The sequence below is a fragment of the Microbacterium hatanonis genome, from assembly GCF_008017415.1.
Taxonomy (GTDB): Bacteria; Actinomycetota; Actinomycetes; order Actinomycetales; family Microbacteriaceae; genus Microbacterium; species Microbacterium hatanonis.
On sequence record NZ_VRSV01000002.1, the window covers coordinates 805,473 to 826,938 of the forward strand.

22 protein-coding genes are annotated in these 21,466 nt (G+C 69.9%); 15 read left to right on the top strand and 7 right to left on the bottom strand.

Annotated features, from left to right (window positions below; translation table 11 throughout):
* Positions 1-13: 13 nt before the first annotated feature.
* Genes FVP77_RS13900 through FVP77_RS13920 form a run of 5 tightly spaced genes read right to left on the bottom strand, consistent with a single transcriptional unit; the run spans position 14 to position 5,051 of the window.
* Complete coding sequence (locus FVP77_RS13900; RefSeq protein WP_147895166.1) at positions 14-1,189, bottom strand: acyl-CoA dehydrogenase family protein; 1,176 nt, start codon at positions 1,187-1,189, stop codon at positions 14-16.
* Positions 1,182-2,072 carry an amidohydrolase family protein gene (locus FVP77_RS13905; protein WP_147895167.1) on the bottom strand — a complete coding sequence of 297 codons (891 nt, stop codon included), beginning with the start codon at positions 2,070-2,072 and terminating at the stop codon, positions 1,182-1,184. The genes FVP77_RS13900 and FVP77_RS13905 overlap by 8 nt, the downstream gene beginning before the upstream one ends.
* A complete protein-coding gene (locus FVP77_RS13910) occupies positions 2,069-3,673 on the bottom strand; it encodes an AMP-binding protein (RefSeq protein ID WP_147895168.1) in 1,605 nt (534 codons plus the stop codon). The genes FVP77_RS13905 and FVP77_RS13910 overlap by 4 nt, the downstream gene beginning before the upstream one ends.
* On the bottom strand, positions 3,670-4,587 hold the full coding sequence (locus FVP77_RS13915; RefSeq protein ID WP_222707740.1) for an SDR family NAD(P)-dependent oxidoreductase: 918 nt from the start codon (positions 4,585-4,587) through the stop codon (positions 3,670-3,672). The genes FVP77_RS13910 and FVP77_RS13915 overlap by 4 nt, the downstream gene beginning before the upstream one ends.
* Positions 4,584-5,051, bottom strand: coding sequence for a MaoC family dehydratase (locus FVP77_RS13920; protein ID WP_147895169.1), 468 nt, complete (start codon positions 5,049-5,051; stop codon positions 4,584-4,586). The genes FVP77_RS13915 and FVP77_RS13920 overlap by 4 nt, the downstream gene beginning before the upstream one ends.
* Before the next feature lie 188 nt (positions 5,052-5,239).
* Here FVP77_RS13920 and FVP77_RS13925 point away from each other — a divergent pair, with 188 nt between their 5' ends.
* The 9 genes from FVP77_RS13925 (at position 5,240) to FVP77_RS13965 (ending at position 12,299) form a co-directional block, all read left to right on the top strand.
* Complete coding sequence (locus tag FVP77_RS13925) at positions 5,240-5,770, top strand: UGSC family (seleno)protein (protein WP_147895170.1); 531 nt, start codon at positions 5,240-5,242, stop codon at positions 5,768-5,770.
* 1 nt (position 5,771) lies between these two features.
* Positions 5,772-6,878: a hypothetical protein gene (locus tag FVP77_RS13930; protein ID WP_147895171.1), complete on the top strand. Its 1,107-nt coding sequence runs from the start codon at positions 5,772-5,774 to the stop codon at positions 6,876-6,878.
* Position 6,879: 1 nt separating this feature from the next.
* Complete coding sequence (locus FVP77_RS13935) at positions 6,880-7,134, top strand: hypothetical protein (RefSeq protein ID WP_121148065.1); 255 nt, start codon at positions 6,880-6,882, stop codon at positions 7,132-7,134.
* Between the two features lie 183 nt (positions 7,135-7,317).
* On the top strand, positions 7,318-8,406 hold the full coding sequence (locus FVP77_RS13940) for an ABC transporter substrate-binding protein (RefSeq protein WP_147895172.1): 1,089 nt from the start codon (positions 7,318-7,320) through the stop codon (positions 8,404-8,406).
* A gap of 55 nt (positions 8,407-8,461) precedes the next feature.
* Complete coding sequence (locus FVP77_RS13945; RefSeq protein ID WP_147895173.1) at positions 8,462-9,295, top strand: ABC transporter ATP-binding protein; 834 nt, start codon at positions 8,462-8,464, stop codon at positions 9,293-9,295.
* Position 9,296: 1 nt separating this feature from the next.
* Entirely contained in the window at positions 9,297-10,094 is a 798-nt protein-coding gene (locus FVP77_RS13950) for an ABC transporter permease (protein WP_147895174.1), read from the top strand.
* Positions 10,095-10,099: 5 nt separating this feature from the next.
* Positions 10,100-11,383, top strand: coding sequence for an aconitase X (locus FVP77_RS13955; protein ID WP_147895175.1), 1,284 nt, complete (start codon positions 10,100-10,102; stop codon positions 11,381-11,383).
* Positions 11,380-11,805: an aconitase X swivel domain-containing protein gene (locus FVP77_RS13960; protein WP_147895176.1), complete on the top strand. Its 426-nt coding sequence runs from the start codon at positions 11,380-11,382 to the stop codon at positions 11,803-11,805. The genes FVP77_RS13955 and FVP77_RS13960 overlap by 4 nt, the downstream gene beginning before the upstream one ends.
* A 98-nt stretch (positions 11,806-11,903) precedes the next feature.
* The gene (locus FVP77_RS13965; RefSeq protein WP_147895177.1) at positions 11,904-12,299 is read left to right on the top strand and encodes an SRPBCC family protein; all 396 of its coding nucleotides are present in this window, start codon (positions 11,904-11,906) and stop codon (positions 12,297-12,299) included.
* 86 nt (positions 12,300-12,385) lie between these two features.
* Here FVP77_RS13965 and FVP77_RS13970 read toward each other — a convergent pair whose 3' ends face one another.
* Together FVP77_RS13970 and FVP77_RS13975 are read right to left on the bottom strand one after the other, a co-directional pair.
* A complete protein-coding gene (locus tag FVP77_RS13970) occupies positions 12,386-13,738 on the bottom strand; it encodes an FAD-dependent oxidoreductase (protein ID WP_147895178.1) in 1,353 nt (450 codons plus the stop codon).
* Positions 13,735-15,465: a dihydroxy-acid dehydratase gene (locus tag FVP77_RS13975; protein WP_147895179.1), complete on the bottom strand. Its 1,731-nt coding sequence runs from the start codon at positions 15,463-15,465 to the stop codon at positions 13,735-13,737. Before FVP77_RS13975 ends, FVP77_RS13970 begins: the two co-directional genes overlap by 4 nt.
* 271 nt (positions 15,466-15,736) lie before the next feature.
* Between FVP77_RS13975 and FVP77_RS13980 the strand changes: the two genes are divergently transcribed.
* The 6 genes from FVP77_RS13980 to FVP77_RS14005 all read left to right on the top strand — a co-directional run bounded on the left by FVP77_RS13980 (position 15,737) and on the right by FVP77_RS14005 (position 21,437).
* The gene (locus FVP77_RS13980) at positions 15,737-16,720 is read left to right on the top strand and encodes an amidohydrolase family protein (protein WP_187266945.1); all 984 of its coding nucleotides are present in this window, start codon (positions 15,737-15,739) and stop codon (positions 16,718-16,720) included.
* Between the two features lie 55 nt (positions 16,721-16,775).
* Positions 16,776-17,603 (top strand): IclR family transcriptional regulator, encoded by an 828-nt coding sequence (locus tag FVP77_RS13985; RefSeq protein ID WP_147895181.1) that lies wholly within the window; start codon positions 16,776-16,778, stop codon positions 17,601-17,603.
* A 184-nt stretch (positions 17,604-17,787) separates the two neighbouring features.
* Positions 17,788-18,825, top strand: coding sequence for an ABC transporter permease (locus tag FVP77_RS13990; RefSeq protein ID WP_147895182.1), 1,038 nt, complete (start codon positions 17,788-17,790; stop codon positions 18,823-18,825).
* Positions 18,822-19,739 carry an ABC transporter permease gene (locus FVP77_RS13995; RefSeq protein ID WP_147895183.1) on the top strand — a complete coding sequence of 306 codons (918 nt, stop codon included), beginning with the start codon at positions 18,822-18,824 and terminating at the stop codon, positions 19,737-19,739. The genes FVP77_RS13990 and FVP77_RS13995 overlap by 4 nt, the downstream gene beginning before the upstream one ends.
* On the top strand, positions 19,739-20,662 hold the full coding sequence (locus tag FVP77_RS14000) for an ABC transporter ATP-binding protein (RefSeq protein ID WP_147895184.1): 924 nt from the start codon (positions 19,739-19,741) through the stop codon (positions 20,660-20,662). Before FVP77_RS13995 ends, FVP77_RS14000 begins: the two co-directional genes overlap by 1 nt.
* Positions 20,652-21,437, top strand: a complete 786-nt coding sequence (locus tag FVP77_RS14005) for an ATP-binding cassette domain-containing protein (protein ID WP_147895185.1) — start codon at positions 20,652-20,654, stop codon at positions 21,435-21,437. The genes FVP77_RS14000 and FVP77_RS14005 overlap by 11 nt, the downstream gene beginning before the upstream one ends.
* Positions 21,438-21,466: the final 29 nt, after the last annotated feature.

Sequence of the window (21,466 nt, forward strand, 5' to 3'; positions counted from 1 at the left end):
GTGTCCTGGACTCTCAGCGGGTGAAGGCGCTGAGGCCCGTGACCGCCCGGCCCACGATGAGGGCGTTGATCTCGCGGGTGCCCTCGAACGTGTAAAGCGCCTCGGCGTCGGCGAACATCCGCGCCACGTCGGTATCGACCCGGATGCCCTCGGCCCCGCACACCTCCCGCGCGAGCGCGACGGTCTCGCGCGCGCGATCGGCCGTCCACATCTTCACCAGCGCGGCGTGCTCCTCACCCAGACGCCCCGCCTGCCGGAGGTCGGTGAGGCCCACCGCCATCGCCAGCGATGCGGTGGCGTTCCCCAGCATCCGCGCCAGCTTCTCCTGCACGAGCTGGAAGCCGGCGATCGGACGGCCGAACTGCTCGCGCCGGAGGGCGTAGGCGAGCGCGGCCTCGTAGGCGCCCACCTGGAGGCCGGCCGCGTTCCACGCGACGACGTGCCGGAGCTTCGCGAGGATCGCCGACAGGTCGCCGAAGTCGTCGATGCGCTGCAGGCGGTCCGTCTCCGGGACCACGACGTCGGTGAGCTCGATGTCGGCGTTCCGCACCATCCGGAGGCTGATCTTCCCCGAGATGTCGGTGAGCGAGACCCCGGGGGCCTCGCGGGGCACGAGGAAGACCTTCGCGCGCCCGTCGGAGGCATCGCGGGCGACCACGAGGAAGACGTCCGAAATGGCCGCGTTCCCGATCCATCGCTTGCGGCCGCTGATCCGCCACACGTCGCCGTCACGGGTGGCCGTGGTCTGCATGCCGCCGGCGACATCCGAGCCGTGCTCCGGCTCGGTCAGGGCGAAGCATCCGGTCAACGAGAACGAGGCGATCCTCGGGTCCCACCGCGCGACCTGCTCGGCCGACCCGCCCTCGCGCACCACGGTGCGGAACATGCCGACCTGGCCGCCGTAGACCGTGCCGATGGACATGTCGCACCGGGCGAACTCGAAGTGCTTGAAGCCGACGTAGAGGGGGTCGGGAGTCCCGTCCGGTCCGGCGACGGCCGGGTCGTCCTCCAGGTCGAGGGCCGCGAGCTCGAGACGCAGGTGCGCGGGGCAGTGGGCGTCCTCCCACCACTGCGCCAGGTGGGGCCGCGCCCTCTCGTCGAGGAGCGCGCGCAGCGCCGCGATCTTGGCTCGCGCGGCGGGGGAGAGCCGGTCGGCGAAGCCGAACAGGTCGGTCGCCGCGTCACTCACCCGCGAGCCCCAGGAGCCTCACCGCGTTGTCCTTCAGGATCATCGCGCGCACGTCGTCGGGGTACTCCAGCAGCGCGAAGTCGGTCAGCCAGCGCTCGGCGGTGAGCGCGGGCATATCCGACCCGAAGAGCACCTTCTTCTTCAGGTACGTCCGCGCCGCGCGCACGAGTGCGGGCGGGAAGTACTTCGGCGACCATCCCGACAGGTCGATCCACGCGTTCGCCTTGTGGGTCGCGATCGAGATCGCCTCGTCCTGCCACGGGACGCTCGGGTGCGCCATGATGACCGGGAGGTGAGGATGCCGCGCTGCGACGTCGTCGAGGAGCATCGGGTTCGACAGGCTGAGCCGGAAGCCCCATCCGCCCGGAAGCCCCGCGCCCGCGCCGGTCTGCCCGGTGTGCACGAGGATCGGCAGACCGAGCTCCTCGATCGCGGCGAAGAGGGGGATGTAGGCGGGGTCCGAGGGGTCGAACGCCTGCACCGACGGGTGGAACTTGAACCCTCGCACCCCCAGCTCGATGGCCTGCCGCCGCGCCTCCTCGACGGCGGCCTCGCCCTGCAGCGGATCGACGCTCCCGAAGGGGATCAGCACGTCGGCGTTCCTGCGCGCACCCGCGACGAGGTCGTCGACGCTGTTCGGTCGGTGGTCGAGGTTGGTGGTCGCATCGACCGTGAAGACCACGGCGCCGGTGTTGCGGGCGCGGTAGTACTCCGCCGTCTGATCGACGGTGCGCGGCTTCTCGCTGCTCTTGAAGTAGGCCGCCATCGCCTCGGTCAGAGCGGGCGGCGAGGCCGTCCGTCCCGACTCGTCGATCGACACGTGCACGTGCACGTCGATCATCGACACCTTCGCGGGGTCGAACCCCGGCCATCCCGCGCTCATCGCACCGCCTCCGCCAGCTCGCGCTCCGCGTCCTGCTTGACGCGGGCGAGCTCGACCTTCCCGGTCATCGACCGTTCCAGGCTCGGCCGCACGAAGACGTGCCGGGGCTTCTTGTAGCCGGCGAGACGCTCGTCGAGGTAGGTCCGCAGCTCCTCGACGTCGATCTCCCGCCCCGGCACCGGGGAGACCATGGCGCTCACGACCTCGCCGAAGCGGCGATCGGGCAGACCGAAGACGACGGCGTCGTCGACGGTCGGGTGCGACAGGAGGGCCTCCTCGACCTCGGCGGGGAACACCTTCTCGCCGCCGGTGTTCACCACGGCGCTGAGGCGTCCGAGCAGCTCGACCGAGCCGTCGCCCCTGGCGCGGGCCCAGTCGCCGGGCATGATGTAGCGGTTGCCGCGGATGGTGGGGAACGTCTCGGCCGTCTTCGCCGGATCGCGGTAGTACCCCTTCGGAAGGATGCCGCGGAAGGCCAGGATTCCGAGAGCGCCGGCGTCGGCCTGGATCTCGGCGAGGTCGTCGTCGAGCAGGACCGCGCCGGGGGTGAGCACGAGTCGGGCGGGCAACTCGTCGACACCGTGCGTCACGCCGAACGCGAACGGGCCGCCCTCGCTCGAGGCGAGCATGTCGACGATGGCCAGGTCGCCCAGGGCGTGCAGGCGCCGCTTGACGTCGTCGCTGAAGCGCATGCCCGAGCTGAGGATCCACCGCACTCCGGGCAGGCCGGTGCCGCGACGCTCGACGGTCTCGGCCAGGGGCAGGGCGAGGGCGTCGCCGGCCACGATGAGGCGCGAGACGTCGTACTCCGCGATGAGGTCGGCGGCCTCCTCCATGTCCATGCGCGCGGCGGCATGCAGCACGACGGTGCCGCCGAGCGCCATCGTCCCCATCGTCGTCGATTGCGCCGTGCCGTGCAGGAGGGGCGTCAGGGGCAGGGTCACGATCCGGGGGGTGGCGGGGTCCACCGCGATGCGGACCGCCTCGGCGAGATCCTCCGGAGGGGTGATGCCGAGCAGGCCCCACGTCGACTGCCGTCGCGCGACGAGCAGCGTGTCGAGATCCCACACGACGGCCTTCGGCGATCCCGTCGTGCCGCCCGTGTAGAGCCGCAGCTCGGCTCCCCGAGGAGCGCTCGCGGGGAGCGCTCCACCCGTGGCGACGACATCGGCGTAGTCGAGCGCGCCGGGGGTCGCGGGCGAGCCGTCGTCGACCTCGATGATCTCGACGTCGAGGCCGGTGACGGCTTCGCGAGCGAGTTCGCCCAGACTGCGGGTGGTGAGGAGGCTTCGCGCCTCCGAGTCGAGCACGAGCTCGCGCACCTCGCCGGCGCGGTAGCGGTAGTTGATCGCCACGGGTGAGACGCCGACGGCGAGGCACGCCCACGTGAAGGCGAGGTACTCGGCACGGTTGTACAGCAGGAGCGCCGCCGCGTCTCCGACCTTCAGGCCACGATCGACCAGGTGCGTCGCGAGTGCTCCGGCCTCGGCCGCCAGCTGCGACCACGTCACCGTGCCGTCGCGGCTGATCACGGCGGGGCGGTCGGGGGCGGCGAGGGCGATGCCCTGCCAGAGATCGCTGTAGTGGGGAGCGGACGTCATGCGTCGACCGCCTTCCGCACGGGCGGACCGGAGTGCTGAGCCTGCGGCGCGAAGGTCGACCGCCACGTCTCGGCGATCCCCGCCGCATCCCACCCGCCGTCGGAGTATGCGGCGTCGAGTTCGGCGGGGTGCGAGTACAGCGTGAGCTTGTCGCCGCCGATGCCGATCGCCTGACCGGTGACGTCGCCGGCGTCGGCCGAGGCCAGCCAGACGATCAGCGGGGCGACGTCCTCCGGAGTCCCGAGCGCGTTGTCGTGGCGGAACGAGGCGGGGATGGGCTCGCCGGCGAGATAGCGCTCGTAGAGCTCGGCGTATGCCGGGATGGTCGCCGTCATGGGCGAGAGCGCCGTCGGCACTACCGCGTTGGCCGTGATCCCGGCGCGGGCGAGCTCCAGCGACCAGGTGCGGGCCATCGCGACCAGTCCGGCTTTCACCGCTGCGTAGTTCGTCTGGCCGAAGCTGCCGAATTGGCCGGCGGGCGACCCGATGAGCACGAGGCGTCCGCCCTCGCCCTGCTCGCGCAGGTACGTCGCGGCGGCCCTCCCGCAGGTGAAGGTTCCGCGCAAGTGGCTCGAGACCACCGCGTCGAACTCCGCATCCGACATCTTCCACAGCACACGGTCGCGCAGGACTCCCGCGTTGGCGACGAGCGCATCGAGCCGGCCGTAGGTGTCGACGGCCGCGGCGACGAGGGCGTCCGCGGTCTCGGCGGGTCCGACCGCTCCGATCGAACTGACGGCGCGACCGCCCCGCTCGACGATCTCCGCGACGGTGGAGTCCGCGCTCTCGGCGTCGACGTCGTTCACGACCACGGCCGACCCCGCGTCGGCGAGGGCGATCGCGTAGGCGCGCCCGAGGCTGCGCCCCGCGCCGGTGACGATGGTGACGCGCCCGTCCAGGCGCACGGCGCTCATCGGTAGTGCCTCAGGACGAGCTCGGCGACGCAGACGGGTTTCGTCTCGCCCTCCGTCTCGAAGACCAGCTCGAGGGTCACCTGGTATCCGCCGGTGATCTCCTCGACCTTCGACACCGTGCCGCGGACGCGGATGCGGGCGCCCGAGCGCACCGCGTTCGGGAAGCGGATGCGGTTGAACCCGTACACGATGCCCATTCCGGCGTCGGTCACGCGGTAGATCTCGCGGAGGTGGAGGACCACCATGCTCAGCGTCAGCATCCCGTGCGCGATCCGGCCGCCATAGGGGGAGGATGCGGCGCGCACCTCGTCGACGTGGATCGGGTTGTCGTCTCCGGTCAGCTCCGCGTAGGTGTCGATGTCGGCCTGCGGCACCTCCCGCCACGATGACGGGCCGAGTTCGGCTCCGGCCAGCGCGGGCAACTCCGCCATCGTCGTGGGGGTCGCCGTGCGTGTGTCTGTCATGCCAGCTCCTTCGCTGCGTGTCGCGCGCCGTCGCGGCGGCTCGTCCCTGGTGATCCTCTCGGTAGTCCGCGTGCGGACGACAGCGGTTTTTCACCTGGTGGAAGTGCCGCGGGGGGCCGATCGGGCGCCATGTCATAGTCGGGTCGCCGACGACCGATGACGACGAAGGGCGAGCCGCGATGGCGAACATGGAACTTCTGCTGGACCCTACGGGAACGGCTGAGAACACGCAGGACGACACCCTGTCGCCCAGGCCGGTGAGCCTCAGAGGCCTGACGATCGGCCTGCTCGACAACACCAAGCCCAACTCCACCATGCTGCTGGAGAACATCGTGGCCGAGCTCCGCGAGCACTACGGCGCCGGCGAATCCCGGCTCTACACGAAGGACTACTTCGGCACGCCCGTGAAGAAGGAGCTCCTCGACCAGATCGTGGCCGAGTGCGACGTGGTGATCACGGCCGTGGGCGACTGCGGCTCGTGCAGCGCGGCGACCGTCGCCGACGGCATCCTCTTCGAGCGGGCCGGCATCCCCACCGTGGCCATCACCTCCGATTCGTTCCTGATGTCGGGGCGGGCGATGGCCTCCGTCCAGGGGTTCCCCGGATTCGACTTCCACGCGGTGCAGCATCCGATGGCCAGCCTGTCGGCCCCGGAGGTGCGCGAGCGCGCACTCGTGGCCGTGCCCGAGGTCGTCCGCATCCTCGGTCTGGAGGGTTGAGATGACCGCGCAGATCATCGGGAACGTCCCCGACGTCGACATCGACCGCATCCACGAGATCCTCGACTACTACTGGGACCAGGAGTGGACCGACGGACTGCCGGTCGTGCCGGTGACCGAATCGTCGCTGGCTCCCTTCCTCGCCTCGGTCGACCGCGATCCCGCCGAGGTGATCTTCACGATCACCCACCTGAACCGGCACCTCACGATCAAGCTGGCCGCCATCAACGCGGCGCTCGCCGGGTGCAAGCCCGAGTACTTCCCCGTCGTCGTCGCCGCGTGGGAGGCGATCGCGAAGGAGCCGCACCCGGCCCGCGGCATCTGGCAGTCGACGACGGGCACGGCCCCCTTCCTGGTGGTCAACGGACCGATCCGTCACGAGATCGGGTTGAACAGCGAGGGGAACATCTTCGGATCGGGAACCCGCTCGAACGCCACGATCGGTCGCGCGATCCGGCTCGGCTGCATCAACGTCTTCGGGCTGCACCCGCACAAGCTCGACCAGGCGACGCAGGGCAATCCGTCGAAGTACTCCTCGTGCATCGGCGAGAACGAGGAGCAGAGCCCCTGGCCGCCGCTGCACACCGAGTACGGCTTCGACGCGTCCGACAGCGTGGTGACCGCCTACGTGATCCGTTCGGTCGTGCACATCGAGGCGCGGCACACGATGGTTCCCGAGCAGCTCGCCCTGGACTACGTCGACACCATCCGGCGCACGGGTGCGCTCATCCACGAGTACACCAGCGCCCTCCTCGTGCTCACCCCGGAGCACGCCGAGGTGTTCGCATCAGCCGGGTGGAGCAAGGACGACCTGCGCGACTTCATCTTCGACAACGCGCACCGCACCCGCGAAGAGCTCGTCGCGGTGGGCAAGGACGCCCTGTCGCACAAGACCCGGTGGCGCCTGGCATCCGATCATCCCGACTCGATGCCCGACTCCGCCAGCTCCACCGAGGAGCCCGACGTCGTGCCCTCGCTCAGCCATCGCACCTCGGTGCAGATCATGGTCGCCGGTGCGAACAACGCGGGTGTCTCGGCGATCGTCGAGGTGTTCACGCTGAACCCGCCCCGGGAGTTCCCCTACTCGTACAGCAAGATCGGAGAATGACATGACAGACCTGACCGAAGCGGCATCGGTGGATGCTGCGCTGAAGCAGTTCACCGACATGATGGCGACCGACGGCTACGTGCTCTCATGGACGCCGGCGGACGACGAGAAGATCGTCGTCCGCATCGACGCCACCGAGGGGGCCTGCGCCGACTGCCTCGTGCCGCAGCCCGTGATGGAGGCGATCATGGCGGCGGCGCTCGAGCCGACGCCCTACAGCCTCGACCACGTCGTGCTCCCCGCCGACGCCCACTGAGACCGCGCGAACGGTGACCCTCGGCCCGCCGGCCGGGGGTCATCTCTCATGGAGGGCTTTCACAGCGAGCAACTATCCTTTCGCTGAGTGAAAATTCGGGTTGGAGTCGGCGAGAGCGGTCGGCAGACTCGGGCAGGCCGACCGCAACGCTGCGGGCGGATCGTTCCGACACAGGAGTCAGACATGATCACCGCACAGACCTCGACGGCCCCCTCCCGCGCACGGCGCGGCATCCGTGCCACGGCGGCCCTGATCGCGGCCGGAGCCCTCGCCCTCGCCGGTTGCTCGGGCGGAGGGGGATCGAGCCCCTCCGGTTCCGGCGGCGAGCTGAAGGAGATGACGGTCGTCACCTTCCTGCCGCTGGAATCGTTCAGCTTCACGCCGGAGATGTTCGCCTACTCGGGCGGCTACTTCGAGAAGAACGGACTCGACGTCGACCTGCAGCCCGTGCAGGGCACGGCCGCCGCGATCCAGTCGCTCGTGGGCGGGGCGACCACCATCACCCGCGCCAGCACGGTGGACGTCTTCCCCGCCATGGAGAGCGGTCAGCCGATCACCGCGGTGGGCACCATGGCCTACCGGTCGAACCTGCGGGTCGTCTCGACGACCGACGACCCGATCGTCGATCCCGAGGACATGTCGGGGAAGACCATCGGCATGGGCTCGATCGGCGGCACGAGCGAGAAGATGCTGAACCTCGCGCTCGACGAGGCGGGCGTTGACCAGGACTCGGTCACCCGCCAGGCCGTCCCCGTCACCGCCGCCACCCTCGAGGTCGTGCGCCAGAAGCAGCTCGCGGGCTACATCGTCAGCCTCGACACGTCGCTCGCGATCGAGCAGCAGAACGACGACGCGGTCATCGAGCAGGTCGGCCTCGTCGACCAGCCCGACATCCAGACATGGATCACCACGCAGTCGAACCTCGACAACCCGGAGCGGGTCGAGGAGATCGAGCTGTTCCTCACCGCGATCAAGGAAGCCACCCAGTTCGTCATCGACGACGCGGAGAACGACTTCGACAACGTGCTGCAGATCATGCGCGACAGCGGCGACTGGAACTTCCCCGCGCTGCAGGACGACGACGTCGCGCGGGCGGCGCTCGCCGAGTACGTGACCGGCACCTGGGTCGACCCCGACGGAAGCGTCTCGCTCCTCGAGAACGACATGGACGCGTGGGCGGACACCTACGAGGTGTACACGAAGGCCGGCTTCGTCGAGGGCGGGCAGGACCCGCTCCAGTGGATCACGAACGACTACCTCCCCGCCGGCTGATCCGCCCGCAGTCCCCGCCGACCCCCGCGGCACCCGACGAACGAGAGGCATGCCGATGAGAAACGACACGCTCGACAACACCACGGCCGCCACCGGCGGAGCCACCGCCGTCCCCAGCCTGCACATCCAGGGCGTCGGACGCGACTTCCACACCAAGAACGGCACGACCCACGCCGTGTCGGGGGTCGACCTGTCGATCCAACGAGGGGAGTTCGTCGCCCTCATTGGGCGCTCCGGATGCGGCAAGACCACGCTCCTGCGCATGATCGGCGGTCTGCTGCCACCGACGGCGGGCACGATCGCCGTCGACGGGAAGGAGCTGTGGCGCGACGGTCGCGTCGACAGCTCCGCGGTGACGAAGCTCGGCTTCGTCTTCCAGGAGAGCAATCTCTTCCCGTGGTTCTCGGTGCTCGACAACATCGCCCTGCCGCTCAAGATCCGCGGCGTCGGCAAGACGGAGCGACGGCGCCGGGCGAGCGAGCTGGCCGAGCTGGTCGGTCTCGCCGGATTCGAGAAGTCCTACCCGCGCGAGCTCTCCGGAGGCATGCGCCAGCGCGCGGCCATCGCGCGTGCGCTGAGCACGAAGCCCGACCTGCTGCTGATGGACGAGCCGTTCGGAGCGCTCGACGCCCTGACGCGTGAGCGTATGAACCTCGAGCTGCAGCGCATCGTGCTGGAGACGAACTCGACGGTGGTGTTCGTCACCCACGACATCCCCGAGGCGGTCTTCCTCGCCGACCGCGTCGTCCACATGACGCCGCGTCCCGGACGCATCCGTCAGATCCTCCCCGCGGACTTCCCCAAGCCCCGCTCGGTGGATCTGCAGACCATGCCCGAGTTCAACGACATCGTGCGGGCCCTCCGCCACGACCTCGACGAGGAGCACTGACATGCCCAAGCCCCGGATCATGAAGCTGCTGCCGTGGATCGTCACGCCGGCCCTCATCATCGTCATCATCGCCGTCTGGCAGATCCTCGTGACCTCCCTCGAGGTGAATCCGCTGGTCTTCCCGCCGCCGCTCGCCGTCGGCGAGGCCCTCGTCATCCTCCTGGGCGACGGCGGCACGTGGGAAGAGGTCGGCGTGACCGTCCTCGAGATCATCGTCGGGTTCGCGATCGCCGTCGTCAGCGGGATCATCGTCGGCGTGGTGCTCGGCAAGCTCCCGTGGCTCGAGGTCAGCATCCGTCCCCTCATCGTCGCGGCCCAGGTCGCTCCGAAGGTCGCCTTCATCCCGCTCTTCGTGATCTGGTTCGGCTTCGGCATCACCTCGAAGGTGCTGCTCGCAGCGCTCCTCGCCTTCTTCCCCGTCATGCTGAACGTGCTGCTGGGCGTCCGCTCGGTCGAGCAGGGGCAGCGCGAGGTGATGCGCAGCATCAGCGCGAGCCGCGCGCAGACCTTCCTCCAGCTGGAGATGCGCAGCCTTCAGCCGTACCTCTTCGCCGGGATGGAGGTCGCGATCGTGCTCGCGACGATCGGTGCGATCGTGGGAGAGTACCTCGGCGGCAGCGTGGGGCTCGGGGCGATGGTGGTGAGGGCGATGAGCTCTCTGGATGCGGCGAGGACGTTCGCACTCATCATCCTGCTCTCGCTCATCGGGCTCGTGCTCTATCTGATCGTCAACGAGGCCAAGCGCTTCGTGATCCCCTGGCACGAGTCGGTCTACGGCCTGCGCGAAGCGACGGCCTGACGCCCGTGTTCCTCACCGACGAGGAGAAGGGCATGCGCGACGGGGCCGAGGGCGGAGCGGTCGCCGCGGCGATGGATCTGCTGATCCGCTACGGCGAAGCCCTCGGCGCGGAGCGGCTGTGCGAGACGCGCAACGTCGCGGGCACGATGACCCAGCCCTCGCCGGCCAAGGCGAAGCTCGTGGAGGAGGGCGGCTGGGCGAAGTCGTTCGCGGTCATCAACCTCGACTGCGACGACGACATCGAGATCCCCCGCATGAAGGTGCCGACGTGCCAACTGCAGCACGGCTTCGGCAAGGACGCGTCGGGACTCACGTCGTATCCCGAGCAGTCGATCGTGCTGCAGGGCGACGCCGAGTCGTACTTCAGCGAGCGCGGTGTCAACATCCTCGCCACCTGCACTCCGTATCAGGTGGGCAACATCCCGGTGCGGGGCGAGCACTGCGCCTGGATGGAGTCGTCGGCGGTGGTCTACTGCAACTCCGTGCTCGGGGCCCGGACGAACTGCGAAGGGGGCGCCTCCACGGGCGCCGCCGGGCTGACCGGCCGCATCCCCTACTGGGGGAACCACCTCCCCGAGAACCGCTTCGGCACGCACCATCTCGTCGCGGGCGTGCCCGTCGACGACTTCCAGGAGTGGGGGATGCTGGGGTACTTCGTCGGCGATGCGGTGCAGGAGGGGCGACCCGTGATCACGGGCGAGCTCGTGAACCCCGACCTGGCCGACCTGAAGCACTTCGGGGCGGCGACGGCCACCGCCGGCGGCGTCGAGATCTACCACATCCCCGGCGTCACGCCCGAGGCGACGTCGCTCGAGGCCGCCTTCGGCGGTGCGGCCGTCCCGGAACCCCTCGTCTACGGCGAGGCCGAACGCCGCCTGGTCTACGAGACCCTCAACGACCAGGGGGAGTCGACCGACGTCGACTTCATCCTCCTCGGGTGCCCGCATGCCTCGCTCGACCAGCTCGAGCGCGTCGCCCGACGCCTCGAGGGCCGCCGCATCCACTCCGACACCGAGCTGTGGGTGATGACGCCGGCGGCGATCCGCACCATGGCCGATCGCAGCGGCTACACCCGGGCGATCGAGCGGGCCGGCGGTCGCGTCCTCACCGACTCGTGCCCGGCCATGTCGAAGGCCGCCCCCGACGGAACCCGCGTGATGGCGACCGACTCGGCCAAGCAGGTGCACTACCTGCCGGCCATCCTGGGCATCGAGGGCTGGTTCGGCACCCTGGAGGAGTGCGTGGATGCGGCGATCACCGGCACCTGGCGAGGCGAGCTCTCGCGATGACCGCTCCCGACGAGACCTTCACCGGTCGAGCGATCGTCGCCGGCATCACCGAGGGCGAGGCCCTCGTCTCGACCGAGACGATCTCGGGGTTCGGCGGGATCGACCCCTCGAAGGGCACTGTCATCGAGCCGCGACACGAGCTGTTCGGCGTCTGCTTCACCGACAAGGTGCTCGTCTTCCCCGGCGCGAAGGGCTCGTCGGGCTGGTCGGGGTTCTTCCAGAGCACCCGCCTCATGGGCACGGCGCCGCGCGCGATGGTCTTCAACGTCATGACCACGAAGGCCGTGCTGGGCGCGATCGTCACCCGTGTTCCGAGCGTGGTCGAGTGCACCCCCGACCCCGTGGCCGCGATCCGCACCGGCGACTGGGTGCGCGTGGACGGCGACCGCGGCGTCGTGACGATCCTGCGTCGAGCCGCTTAGGCCCGCGCTGCCGTCCTGCGCGCAGCACGTGAGACCTCCTCCCGTCGTGGCGGCGAGGGGCGGATGCTGCGGTCGCGGTGGTGTGGCACGATGCGGTCATGAGGAGCCACCACGTCAGCCGCGTCATCGCCGCATCTCCCGTTTCGGTGTACGAGTTCGCCCGCGACGTCGAGAACCTCCCGCGATGGGCGGCCGGTCTCGCGCAATCCGAGGTCGTGCGAGACGGCGACGCGTTGATCGTCGAATCTCCCATGGGTCGGGTGAGGGTCCGTTTCGTCGAGAGGAACACCCTCGGCGTCCTGGATCACGACGTGACGCTGCCGTCCGGAACCGTGGTGACGAACCCCGTCCGGGTGCTCGCGCACCCGGAGGGGGCCGAGGTGATCTTCACCGTCCGCCAGATCGAGCTCGACGACGCGGAGTTCGCTCGCGATATCGAGATGGTCGTCGCCGACCTGGCACGTCTCGAGCGCGAGGTCGTCGCGCAGGCGTGACCCCTCCTCGCGCCGAGAATCGGTGCGGCGAGCGGGACTCGGCGCGCCGCGGTGGTTCTGGTGAGCGCGAGCGAGTGTGCTCCGGCCTAGACGGCGACGGTGAGGTCGGTGCCGAGATAGGCGCCGTCGGTCGCGAGCTGCGCCTGGAGCGCCGCGACATCGATGCCCGCAGCATCCGTCCCACCCGACAGGGCGAGCGCGGCGGCCGTGCCGGCCGCCTGGCCCATCGCGAAACACGGCCCGGTGACCCGGCCCGACGACTGACCGCCCTGCGTCATCGACGCCGACCGACCCACCACGAGCAGGTTGCCCACCTGCTGCGGCACGATCATGCGGTACGGCAGCTGGTGGAATCCGCGGCTTCCTTCGGGGGCGAAGCGGAACTCGACGTCTCCGGCGACGTGCGCCTCGACGGGCCAGCCGTTGACGCCGATCGTGTCGTCGAAGTCGGCGTTGCCGAGCACGTCGTCCTGGGTCAGCTGGTAGCCGCCGACGATGCGACGCGTCTCGCGGATGCCGATCTGGGGCGCGATGTCGACGACGTACGAGTCCTGGAAACCGGGGGTGCGCTCGCGGATGAAGGCGAACGTCTCCTTCACCTGCTGGCGCCCCTGGATCTCGCCATGGGTGAGCTGGCGCACATCGGTGCCGTCGACGGCGCTGCCGTCATCGTTGTGGAGCTGGGTGAGGTTCGACCTCCACTCCAGGGGGTTGCGCTGCGGACGCACGATCGGCTTCTTGCGCGGGAACGAATGGGTCCCCGCCGCCTCGGCCTCCTCCATGAGCCGGCGGATGGTCTTCCACGCCTCGCCCGCCTCTTCGGGATGCACACCGTTGATGCGGAACATCAGCGACGGGAAGAGCAGCTCGGGGGAGCGCTCGTAGGGAGCCCCCGACCAGGCGGCGATATCGGCGTCGCCCGATCCGTCGATGAAGAAGCGGGCGCGGACGGCGCTCCGGCCAGATTTTGACTCCAGCACGACGGCGTCGATCGTGGTCTCGTCGGCCATGACGACGTCGACCGCGGTCGCGTGGAACAGCAGCTCGGCCCCCGCCGCCAGCACGAGTTCGTCGGCGGCGATCTTGTACGCCGAGATGTCGAACGACACCGCCATGATGCGGTTCTCGATCGTCAGGTGAGGGGTGTTCAACCCGTCGAGAGCGGTGAGGCGGTCGAGCAGCTCGTCGACGAATCCGTGGACGACGAGGCGGTCCTCCCCGAAGACGCGGGCGTGCAGACCGCAGAACGTACTGAGCCCGCCCATCGTGCCCGCACCTCCGAGGAAGCCGTAGCGCTCGACGAGCAACGTCGACATGCCGGCTCGAGCGGCGGCGGTCGCCGCGAGAAGACCCGCGGGCCCGCCCCCGATCACGACCACGTCGTACTCGCCGATCACGGGGACCGCGCGCGCGGGAAGGTGGATGGTGGAGGAGGTCATACCGTTTCCTTCGTTCGCTGTTCGGAGGTCTTCTCGCAGGTGCTGCGCCCGGGGCGGGCGCACAGGACGGCGCCGCAGGAGAGGGGCTGCACGAGCTGTTCGTACTGGTCGAGCATTCCGCCGCCGGTGTCGCGGTCGACCGGCGCCGAATAGGGCGGACGGGCCGCCAGCTCGGCGGGATCGACGAGCAGGTCGACCCGGCCCTCCGCGAGATCGATGTCGATCATGTCGTCGTCTCGGACCAGCCCCAGCGGGGCGCCGGGAGCGGCCGCCTCGGGGGAGACCTCGCCGACGGAGACGCCCTGGTTGACCAGGCCGCTGAACTGGCCGTCGGTCACGAGCGCGACGCTGTCGGCGAGCCCCCGCGCGTGCAGGGCGAAGATGAACGCCGAGGTGAGTCCCATACCGGGGGCTCCCGAGACCCCGATGCCGCGGATGACGGCGACGTCGCCCTCCCGCAGACGGCCGCTGGATATGCCGGCGATCGCCTCCTCGCGGTTGGCGAACACCCGTGCGGGCCCGGTGAAGCGGTGCGGGCCGGGGTCGGGGACCGGACGCTTGGCGACCGCGCCGCCGGGCGCGAGCGTGCCGCGCAGCACCGAGATCGCCGGGTCGGTGCCGAAGGGGTGGTCGAGGGAGCGGATGACGGTGCCCTCCGCGGGGGCGGCCGACTCCAGCGCCTCGCCCATCGTCTGTCCGGTCACGGTGAGTCGATCGAGGTCGAGCAGCGGGCGGAGCTCGCGGAGCATCGTGGCCGCGCCCCCGGCGTCCTCGTAGTCCTCGACGAGCCACGGGCCGTTGGGCCGGACCGATGCGAGGAGGGGGGTCTGGCGTCCGAGGACCCGGAATGCCTCCCACACGTCGACGTCGATCCCCGACTCCACCGCGATCGCCTGGAGGTGCTTGATCGTGTTCATCGAGCCTCCGACGGCGAGCATCGCCCGCACGGCGTTCAGGATCGACCCGGCCGTGATGATGTCGCGCGGGCGCACGTCGCGCTCGACCATGTCGGCCAGGGCCGCGGCCGACCGGCGCACGGCATCCCACATGCGTTCGCTGTTCGCGCGCACGGGCGTCGACCCCGGCACGGCCATGCCGAGGGCCTCGGCGACGACGTGCATCGAGTTGGCGGTGGCCATCCCCGCGCACACGCCCGGCCCGAGGATCGCGTCGTCGGCGAGTTCTTCGAGGTCGTCGACGGGCTCGCCCGTCACGGCAGACTTCGCCGCGAGCAGGAAGACCTCCTCGACGTCGGCCTCGCGCCCCTCGGCGCGGCCCGAATGCTGGTAGCCGCACGCGACGACCACGGTCGGGATGTTCAGACGCCCGGCGGCCATCAGGTGCGCGGGAGTGGTCTTGTCGCACGAGCTGAGGCAGATCATCGCGTCGAGCTTCGCGCCCTCGACGGCCGCCTCGATGTCGTCGACGATGAGGTCGCGGCTGGGCAGGATGTAGCGTCCCGCCCGACCGGCGCTGGTGACGAAGTCGCTCGGGGCGGTCGTGCGGATCTCGAACGGCAGCATCCCCTGCGCGCGGAGCTCCGCTTTGAGGACCGGCACGATCTCGTCGAGGTGGGCGTAGCAGGCGGCGAGCTCGGACGAGGTGTTGACGATCGCGACCTTCGGCTTGCGCAGGTCGGAGGCGGGGATCCCGAGCGAGACCCAGTGGGCGCGCCGGGCGATTCCCAGAGCGGAGGTGGGGGGCAGGTTGCTGCGCAGTTCGGGCATCGTCGTCCTCGATCTCAGCCGTGCCGACCGCACCGCGTCGGCGCGGTCGTTGTCAGCGATCGCGGGGAGTGCCGATCGCCGCACCCAACGTACGTCGGCCGGGCCGCAGCATCCGCCCCTCTTTTCCACTCAGCGGAAGCCGTTCGGCGAAGTCGGGATCGGGCGCGCGGGCGTGCCCGGCTTCCATCAGGCGGAAGGATCGATGCCCCGACGCGGGTGTAGTCGGAGAGTGGTGGCGCCGGCCGACGGCAGACCTCGACGAGGAGGACGCATGATCATCGATGCCCATGCCCATGTCATCCCGGGGGTCTTCCCTCCGGATGAGGGGTTGCCTGCGATGGAGCCGATCGAGGCCGACACGGCGAGGACGCTCGTGTTCGGTGCGACCCGGTTCCGCGCGCGCGCCGCGTTCTTCGAGGCCGAGAGCCGGATCGACGCGATGGATGCCTCGGGGGTCGATCAGGAGATCGTCTCGCCGATGCCCCCGCTGCTGAACACCGCCATCGACGCGCCCCTCGCCCGGGAGATCTCGCGCTACGTCAACGAGTCGGTGGCGGAACTCGTCGCCGGCAGCGGTGGCCGCATCCACGGACTGGGGATGGTCTCGCTGCAGGATCCCGATTCGGCCGCCGAGGAGCTCGGCACGGTCCGCGATCTCGGGCTCCGCGGCGTCGAGGTCCCCTCGAACGTGCGAGGGGTGGCGATCGGCGACGCCCGGTTCACCGACTTCTTCCGGGAGATAGACCGTCGTGGGCTGTCGGTGTTCGTCCACACCCTTCCGCGGGCCGACGAACCGGAGCTGCCCGCGGCGCTGCGCGGATCGATCGGCGTCGGCATCGAGGGGGCGCGCGCCGCATCCTCCCTGCTCTTCGGGGGCATGGCCGACAGCTGCCGGCTCGAACGCGTGCTCTTCAGTCATGCCGCCGGCGGCCTGCCGCTCATGCTGGCGCGCGCCGACTACTTCTGGTCGCAGCAGGACCCCGACACGCGATCGGCTGTGGCGCCGAGCGCCGTGGCGAGACGCTTTTACTACGACTCCATGCTCTTCGACCCGCGCGGGCTCCGCTTCGCGGTCGACTACCTCGGTGCCGACCGCCTGGTGCTCGGCACCGACTTCCCTGCCATGCCCCGACCGGGCGTGCTCGGTACCACGCTGTCGGGCCTGCAGCTGTCGGACGAGGACGCCGAGCGCATCGGATCCGCCAACGCGCTCGCGTTCCTCGACCTGGCCGAGGCTCTGATCGACGTGCCGTGATGACGACGATGAGAGCCCTGCCGGGCCGGGGCAGGTGCGGAGAAGGAGGATCGGGATGGTTCTGGAGACCGTGACGGAGGAGCAGAACGCGAAACGGACGGCCGCCGCACGCGTGCTCGCGGTGCTGGGCGCGTTCTCGCAGGGCGGTGGTGCGCTCACGCTGACGGAGATCAGCAGGTACGCCGATCTCTCCCTGACGACGGCTCATCGGCTCGCCCACGAGGTGCTGGAATGGGGCGGCCTCGAGCTGGACGACGAGGGCCGGTACCGCCTGAGCCGGAAGATCCTGGATCTCGCGTCGTCGTCGACCCGCGCGCTGCGCCTGCGCGAGAGCGCCCTGCCGCACATCTCGGACCTGCACCGGCTGACCGGCCTCACCGTGCATCTCGGAGTGCGTGACGGCGGCGACGTGATGTACCTCGAGGCGCTGCGACCCCACTCGAACTATTCAGGCGAGAACCGCATGGGCGGTCGGATGCCGTTGCACGTGACCGCGACGGGGCTCGCGCTGCTCGCCTACGCCGAACCGGCGTTCGTGGACGACTATCTCTCCCGCCCACTGAAGCGGTTCACCTCGCACACCCTGGCCGATCCGGCCGCCGTCCGTGCGGCGCTCGAGGTCGCGAGGCGCAATCGGTTCGTCGTCGTGAGCCAGACCATCTCGCTCGGTGCGGGGGCTGTCGCCGCCCCGGTCTTCAGCGAGGACGGGAGCGTGGAGACCGTGGTCGGCACGGTGTACCTCATCGGACGAGACGATCCCGCGAAGCTCGTCGATCCGGTGCGCGCCGCGGCGACCCGCGTCGGGCACGCGCTCGCCGAGCGCCGAACCCGTCCCCACCCGCGCACCGTCGACTTCAATCGGCGCAGCGCCGGCTTCTTCTGACGCCCTCCGGCCCGGCCTGCCGGCGACCGACCTTCCGCCCGGCGGAACCGGGCGTTGGGACACCGAGAGGCCCGGGGCGAAGGTGAACCCACACTTCACGAGCGTGAATCGAAGGAGATCCGATGCTCGCATTCCCCACCGCCCGTTCCGACGGTCCCGCGGAGCCCGACCGTCCGTGCCGCGGATGCTGCCGACCCTCCGCCCGTCGACGGGGAGCCCGATCGTGAGGGCGATCGTGAGCCGCTACGGGCGGCTGCTCGTCTCCTCGCTGCTGCTGTTCGTCGCCGTGATCACGGTGCTGTTCGTGCTGCTCGAGCTCGCGCCGGGCAACCCCATCCAGAGTCTCGTCGGCGACGTCCCGATCTCGCCCGCGTTCGAAGCGCAGATCACCGCCGCCTACGGCTTGGACAAGCCGCTCTGGGAGCGGTACTTCATCTACCTCGGCAATGTCTTCACCGGCAACCTGGGCTTCTCGTTCGGCACGAACGAACCGGTGCTCGAACTGATCCTGGGCCGGGCCGGCAACACCCTCGCACTCGCGGTCCCGTCGTTCGTCATCTCGACCACGCTCGGGATCGTGCTCGGATCGATCGCCGCCCGCACGCGTCGCCGGTGGCTCGACAGCACCATCTCGGGCGTCGCGGTCGGCCTCTTCTCGGTGCCGAACTTCTGGCTCGGGATGATGCTGATCATGGTGTTCTCGCTCACCCTCGGGTGGCTGCCCACCCAGGGCAAGGCGCCGTACGGGCAGGAGGGCATCGCCCTGCAGTACATGGTGCTGCCGATCATCACGATGGCCACGAGCGAGCTCGCCTACAAGACCCGCATCATGCGCGCGTCGATGATCGAATCGCTCAGCCAGGACTTCATCGACACCGCCCGATCCAAGGGCGTCTCGTCGCAGCGCGTCCTGTGGCGTCACGCCATGCCGAACGCGCTGCTGCCGATGGTCACGATCTCGGGCTACAGCCTCGGGTTCATCCTGGCCGGCTCGGTGCTCGTCGAGCGCGTCTTCGGATGGCCGGGCATGGGTCTGCTCTTCATCGATGCGATCGGACGCCAGGACAACCAGGTCGTCCTGGGCGTCGTGATCGTGCTGACGGTCACGATCATCATCGTCAACATCCTCACCGACGTCGTCTACGGCATCGTCGACCCCCGGCTGCGGTCGCAGCTCGTCCGCAGAAGCACCACCACACGAAAGATCGAGGTGCCGGCATGACCACGACCGACGAGGCCATCGTCATCGGCGCCTCCCAGCCCACCGGAACGGATCCCGGCGCTCCCACCGAGGGACGGGTCGCATCGCGGCGGCCGACATGGAAGGTCTTCCTCGGCAAGCCCTCCACCCTGATCTTCCTGCCGCTGCTGCTGCTGTTCGTGCTCGTATCGGTGATCGGGCCGTTCTTCGTCGGGAGCCCCAGCGCGACGGGCAATCCGCCCCTCCTCCCGCCGAGCGGACAGTTCCCGCTCGGGACCGACGACCTCGGGCGCGACTATCTCGCCCGCGTCGTCTACGGCGGTCAGATCTCGCTCCTCGTCGGCTTCACCGTCGCGCTCCTGTGCATGACGATCGGCGTCGTGGTGGGCGGCCTCGCCGGGTACTACGGCGGGTTCATGGACACCGCCCTGGTGAAGGTGGCCGAGTTCTTCCAAGTGCTGCCCGGTCTGATCCTCGCGCTCGTGGCGGCCGCCCTGCTGGGGTCGAACGTGCTCATCATCGTCGTCATCCTCGCCATCACCATGTGGCCGAGCTGCGCCAGGATCGTCAGAGCAGAGGCGATGCGCATCTCCAAGCTCGGATACGTCGAGTCGGCGAAGGCCGCCGGGTTCGGGGGCATCCGCATCCTCTGGTCCGACGTCATCCCCAACGCCATGCCCCCGGTGCTCGTGGCCACCAGCATGACGGTGGGCCGCGCGATCCTCGTGGAATCGGGGCTCGCCTACCTCGGCATCGGCGACACGAACCGGCCGAGCTGGGGGGCGCTGCTCAACTCGGCGCAGGCCTACATGCAGCAGGCCTGGTGGCTGGCACTCTTCCCCGGCATGTGCATCTTCCTGGTCGTGCTGGCCGTCAACATCCTCGGCGACGGTCTGAACGACGCGCTGAATCCGACGATCGGGCGGGTCAAGTGATGGCCGTCGCGAACGGGCGTGCGGCCGAGCGGGAGTCGCGCGCGGCGGGGCGGGAGCCGATCCTGCGTGTGGAGAACCTCAGGGTGCACCTGCCGACCGGTGACCGCACCGAGGTCGAGGCGGTGAGCGATGTCAGCATCACCGTGCACGACGGCGAGCGGGTCGGCATCGTCGGGGAGTCCGGGTCGGGCAAGTCCATCACCGGTCGCGCGATCTCGGGCCTCCTGCCCACCTCGCCGCGGGTACGCGTCGAAGGGGCGATCCACTTCTCCGGCCGGGAGATGAACGGAGCGTCCGCCGACGCATGGGCCGAGGTGCGCGCTCGCCGGATCGGCATGATCTTCCAGGACCCGCTGACCTTCCTCAACCCGACGATGAAGGTGGGCGCGCAGGTGGCGGAGTCGCTCGAGCCGCAGTCGCGACGAGGACGCGCCGCCCGCGTGAGCGAGGTCGCCCGCTTCCTGCGGCTCGCGGGACTCGACGACGCGGAGCAGGTCGCGATGCGCTTTCCCCACGAACTGAGCGGGGGGATGCGCCAACGCGTGCTGATCGCGATCGCCATCGCCAAGCTCCCCGACCTGATCATCGCGGACGAGCCGACGACGGCGCTCGACGCGACCGTGCAGGCCCGGGTGCTGCGCACGCTCGATGAGACGGTGTCGCAGCTCGGGAACTCGCTCATCCTCATCTCGCACGACATCGCCGTCGTCGCCGGCATGACCGATCGCATCTACGTCATGTACAACGGCCGCGTCGTCGAGGAGGGCCTCACCGTCGAGGTGCTCGCCCGACCCCGGCACCGGTACACGCAGGCACTCCTGCGCAGCGTCCGCAGCCTCTCCGACGAACACCTCGAGCTGTACTCGATCCCCTGGGAGCTGCGTCGCGAGCTCTCGAAGGAGGAGGCAAGCCATGCTCCTTGAAGCACTGTCCGTGACCAAGTCCTTCCGCGGGCGCCGCGGGGGCGCACCCGTCGTCGCCGTGAGCAACGCGTCGCTGCGCGCCGAGCCCGGCCGGTTCGTCGCCATCGTCGGCGAGAGCGGGAGCGGGAAGAGCACTCTCGCCCGCATGCTGCTCGACCTCATCCCGGTGACCGACGGCACGGTCGAACTCGACGGACACGACATCGCGCAGCTGCGCGGAGGCGAGCGGAGGGCCTACCGGCGCCGCGTGCAGGCGGTGCTGCAAGACCCGGCCGGTTCGCTCAACCCGCGCAAGCGCGTCGAGCAGGCCATCGGCGAGGTCGTTCGGCTGCACCGCATCGCGAGCGGTCGATCGGCCGTGCGCGCGAAGGTGATCGAGGCCCTCGAGCTCGTGGGGATGGAGCCCGCCGGCCGCTTCCTCGACCGATTCCCCCACGAGCTCAGCGGCGGCCAGCGCCAGCGCGTTCTCATTGCCCGGGCCATCGCGCTCGGTCCGGACATCATCGTCGCCGACGAGGCGGTCTCGGCGCTCGACGCGTCGGTGAAGGCGGGGGTGCTGAAGGTCATGGCCGACCTGACCGAGACGATCGGCGTCGGCTACGTCTTCATCACCCACGACCTCCCGGTCGTCCGCAAGGTCGCCGACTACGTCTACGTGATGAAGTCCGGCGAGATCGTCGAAGAAGGGCCGAAGGACCGGCTGTTCGCCGACCCGCAGCATCCGTACACCCGGACGCTCCTGGCCGCGGCGCCCGAGCTGGCACCGGCCGACTGATCGTCCCATCCAGAGAACACACCGTGTCC

Excerpts from the sequence above, each read along its gene's own strand:
- FVP77_RS13905 (WP_147895167.1), bottom strand. The coding sequence starts at position 2,072 with ATGAGCGCGGGATGGCCGGGGTTCGACCCCGCGAAGGTGTCGATGATC.
- FVP77_RS13910 (WP_147895168.1), bottom strand. The coding sequence starts at position 3,673 with ATGACGTCCGCTCCCCACTACAGCGATCTCTGGCAGGGCATCGCCCTC.
- FVP77_RS13915 (WP_222707740.1), bottom strand. The coding sequence starts at position 4,587 with ATGAGCGCCGTGCGCCTGGACGGGCGCGTCACCATCGTCACCGGCGCG.
- FVP77_RS13920 (WP_147895169.1), bottom strand. The coding sequence starts at position 5,051 with ATGACAGACACACGCACGGCGACCCCCACGACGATGGCGGAGTTGCCC.
- FVP77_RS13925 (WP_147895170.1), top strand. The coding sequence starts at position 5,240 with ATGGAACTTCTGCTGGACCCTACGGGAACGGCTGAGAACACGCAGGAC.
- FVP77_RS13930 (WP_147895171.1), top strand. The coding sequence starts at position 5,772 with ATGACCGCGCAGATCATCGGGAACGTCCCCGACGTCGACATCGACCGC.
- FVP77_RS13935 (WP_121148065.1), top strand. The coding sequence starts at position 6,880 with ATGACAGACCTGACCGAAGCGGCATCGGTGGATGCTGCGCTGAAGCAG.
- FVP77_RS13940 (WP_147895172.1), top strand. The coding sequence starts at position 7,318 with ATGATCACCGCACAGACCTCGACGGCCCCCTCCCGCGCACGGCGCGGC.
- FVP77_RS13945 (WP_147895173.1), top strand. The coding sequence starts at position 8,462 with ATGAGAAACGACACGCTCGACAACACCACGGCCGCCACCGGCGGAGCC.
- FVP77_RS13950 (WP_147895174.1), top strand. The coding sequence starts at position 9,297 with ATGCCCAAGCCCCGGATCATGAAGCTGCTGCCGTGGATCGTCACGCCG.
- FVP77_RS13960 (WP_147895176.1), top strand. The coding sequence starts at position 11,380 with ATGACCGCTCCCGACGAGACCTTCACCGGTCGAGCGATCGTCGCCGGC.
- FVP77_RS13965 (WP_147895177.1), top strand. The coding sequence starts at position 11,904 with ATGAGGAGCCACCACGTCAGCCGCGTCATCGCCGCATCTCCCGTTTCG.
- FVP77_RS13970 (WP_147895178.1), bottom strand. The coding sequence starts at position 13,738 with ATGACCTCCTCCACCATCCACCTTCCCGCGCGCGCGGTCCCCGTGATC.
- FVP77_RS13975 (WP_147895179.1), bottom strand. The coding sequence starts at position 15,465 with ATGCCCGAACTGCGCAGCAACCTGCCCCCCACCTCCGCTCTGGGAATC.
- FVP77_RS13980 (WP_187266945.1), top strand. The coding sequence starts at position 15,737 with ATGATCATCGATGCCCATGCCCATGTCATCCCGGGGGTCTTCCCTCCG.
- FVP77_RS13985 (WP_147895181.1), top strand. The coding sequence starts at position 16,776 with ATGGTTCTGGAGACCGTGACGGAGGAGCAGAACGCGAAACGGACGGCC.
- FVP77_RS13990 (WP_147895182.1), top strand. The coding sequence starts at position 17,788 with ATGCTGCCGACCCTCCGCCCGTCGACGGGGAGCCCGATCGTGAGGGCG.
- FVP77_RS13995 (WP_147895183.1), top strand. The coding sequence starts at position 18,822 with ATGACCACGACCGACGAGGCCATCGTCATCGGCGCCTCCCAGCCCACC.
- FVP77_RS14000 (WP_147895184.1), top strand. The coding sequence starts at position 19,739 with ATGGCCGTCGCGAACGGGCGTGCGGCCGAGCGGGAGTCGCGCGCGGCG.
- FVP77_RS14005 (WP_147895185.1), top strand. The coding sequence starts at position 20,652 with ATGCTCCTTGAAGCACTGTCCGTGACCAAGTCCTTCCGCGGGCGCCGC.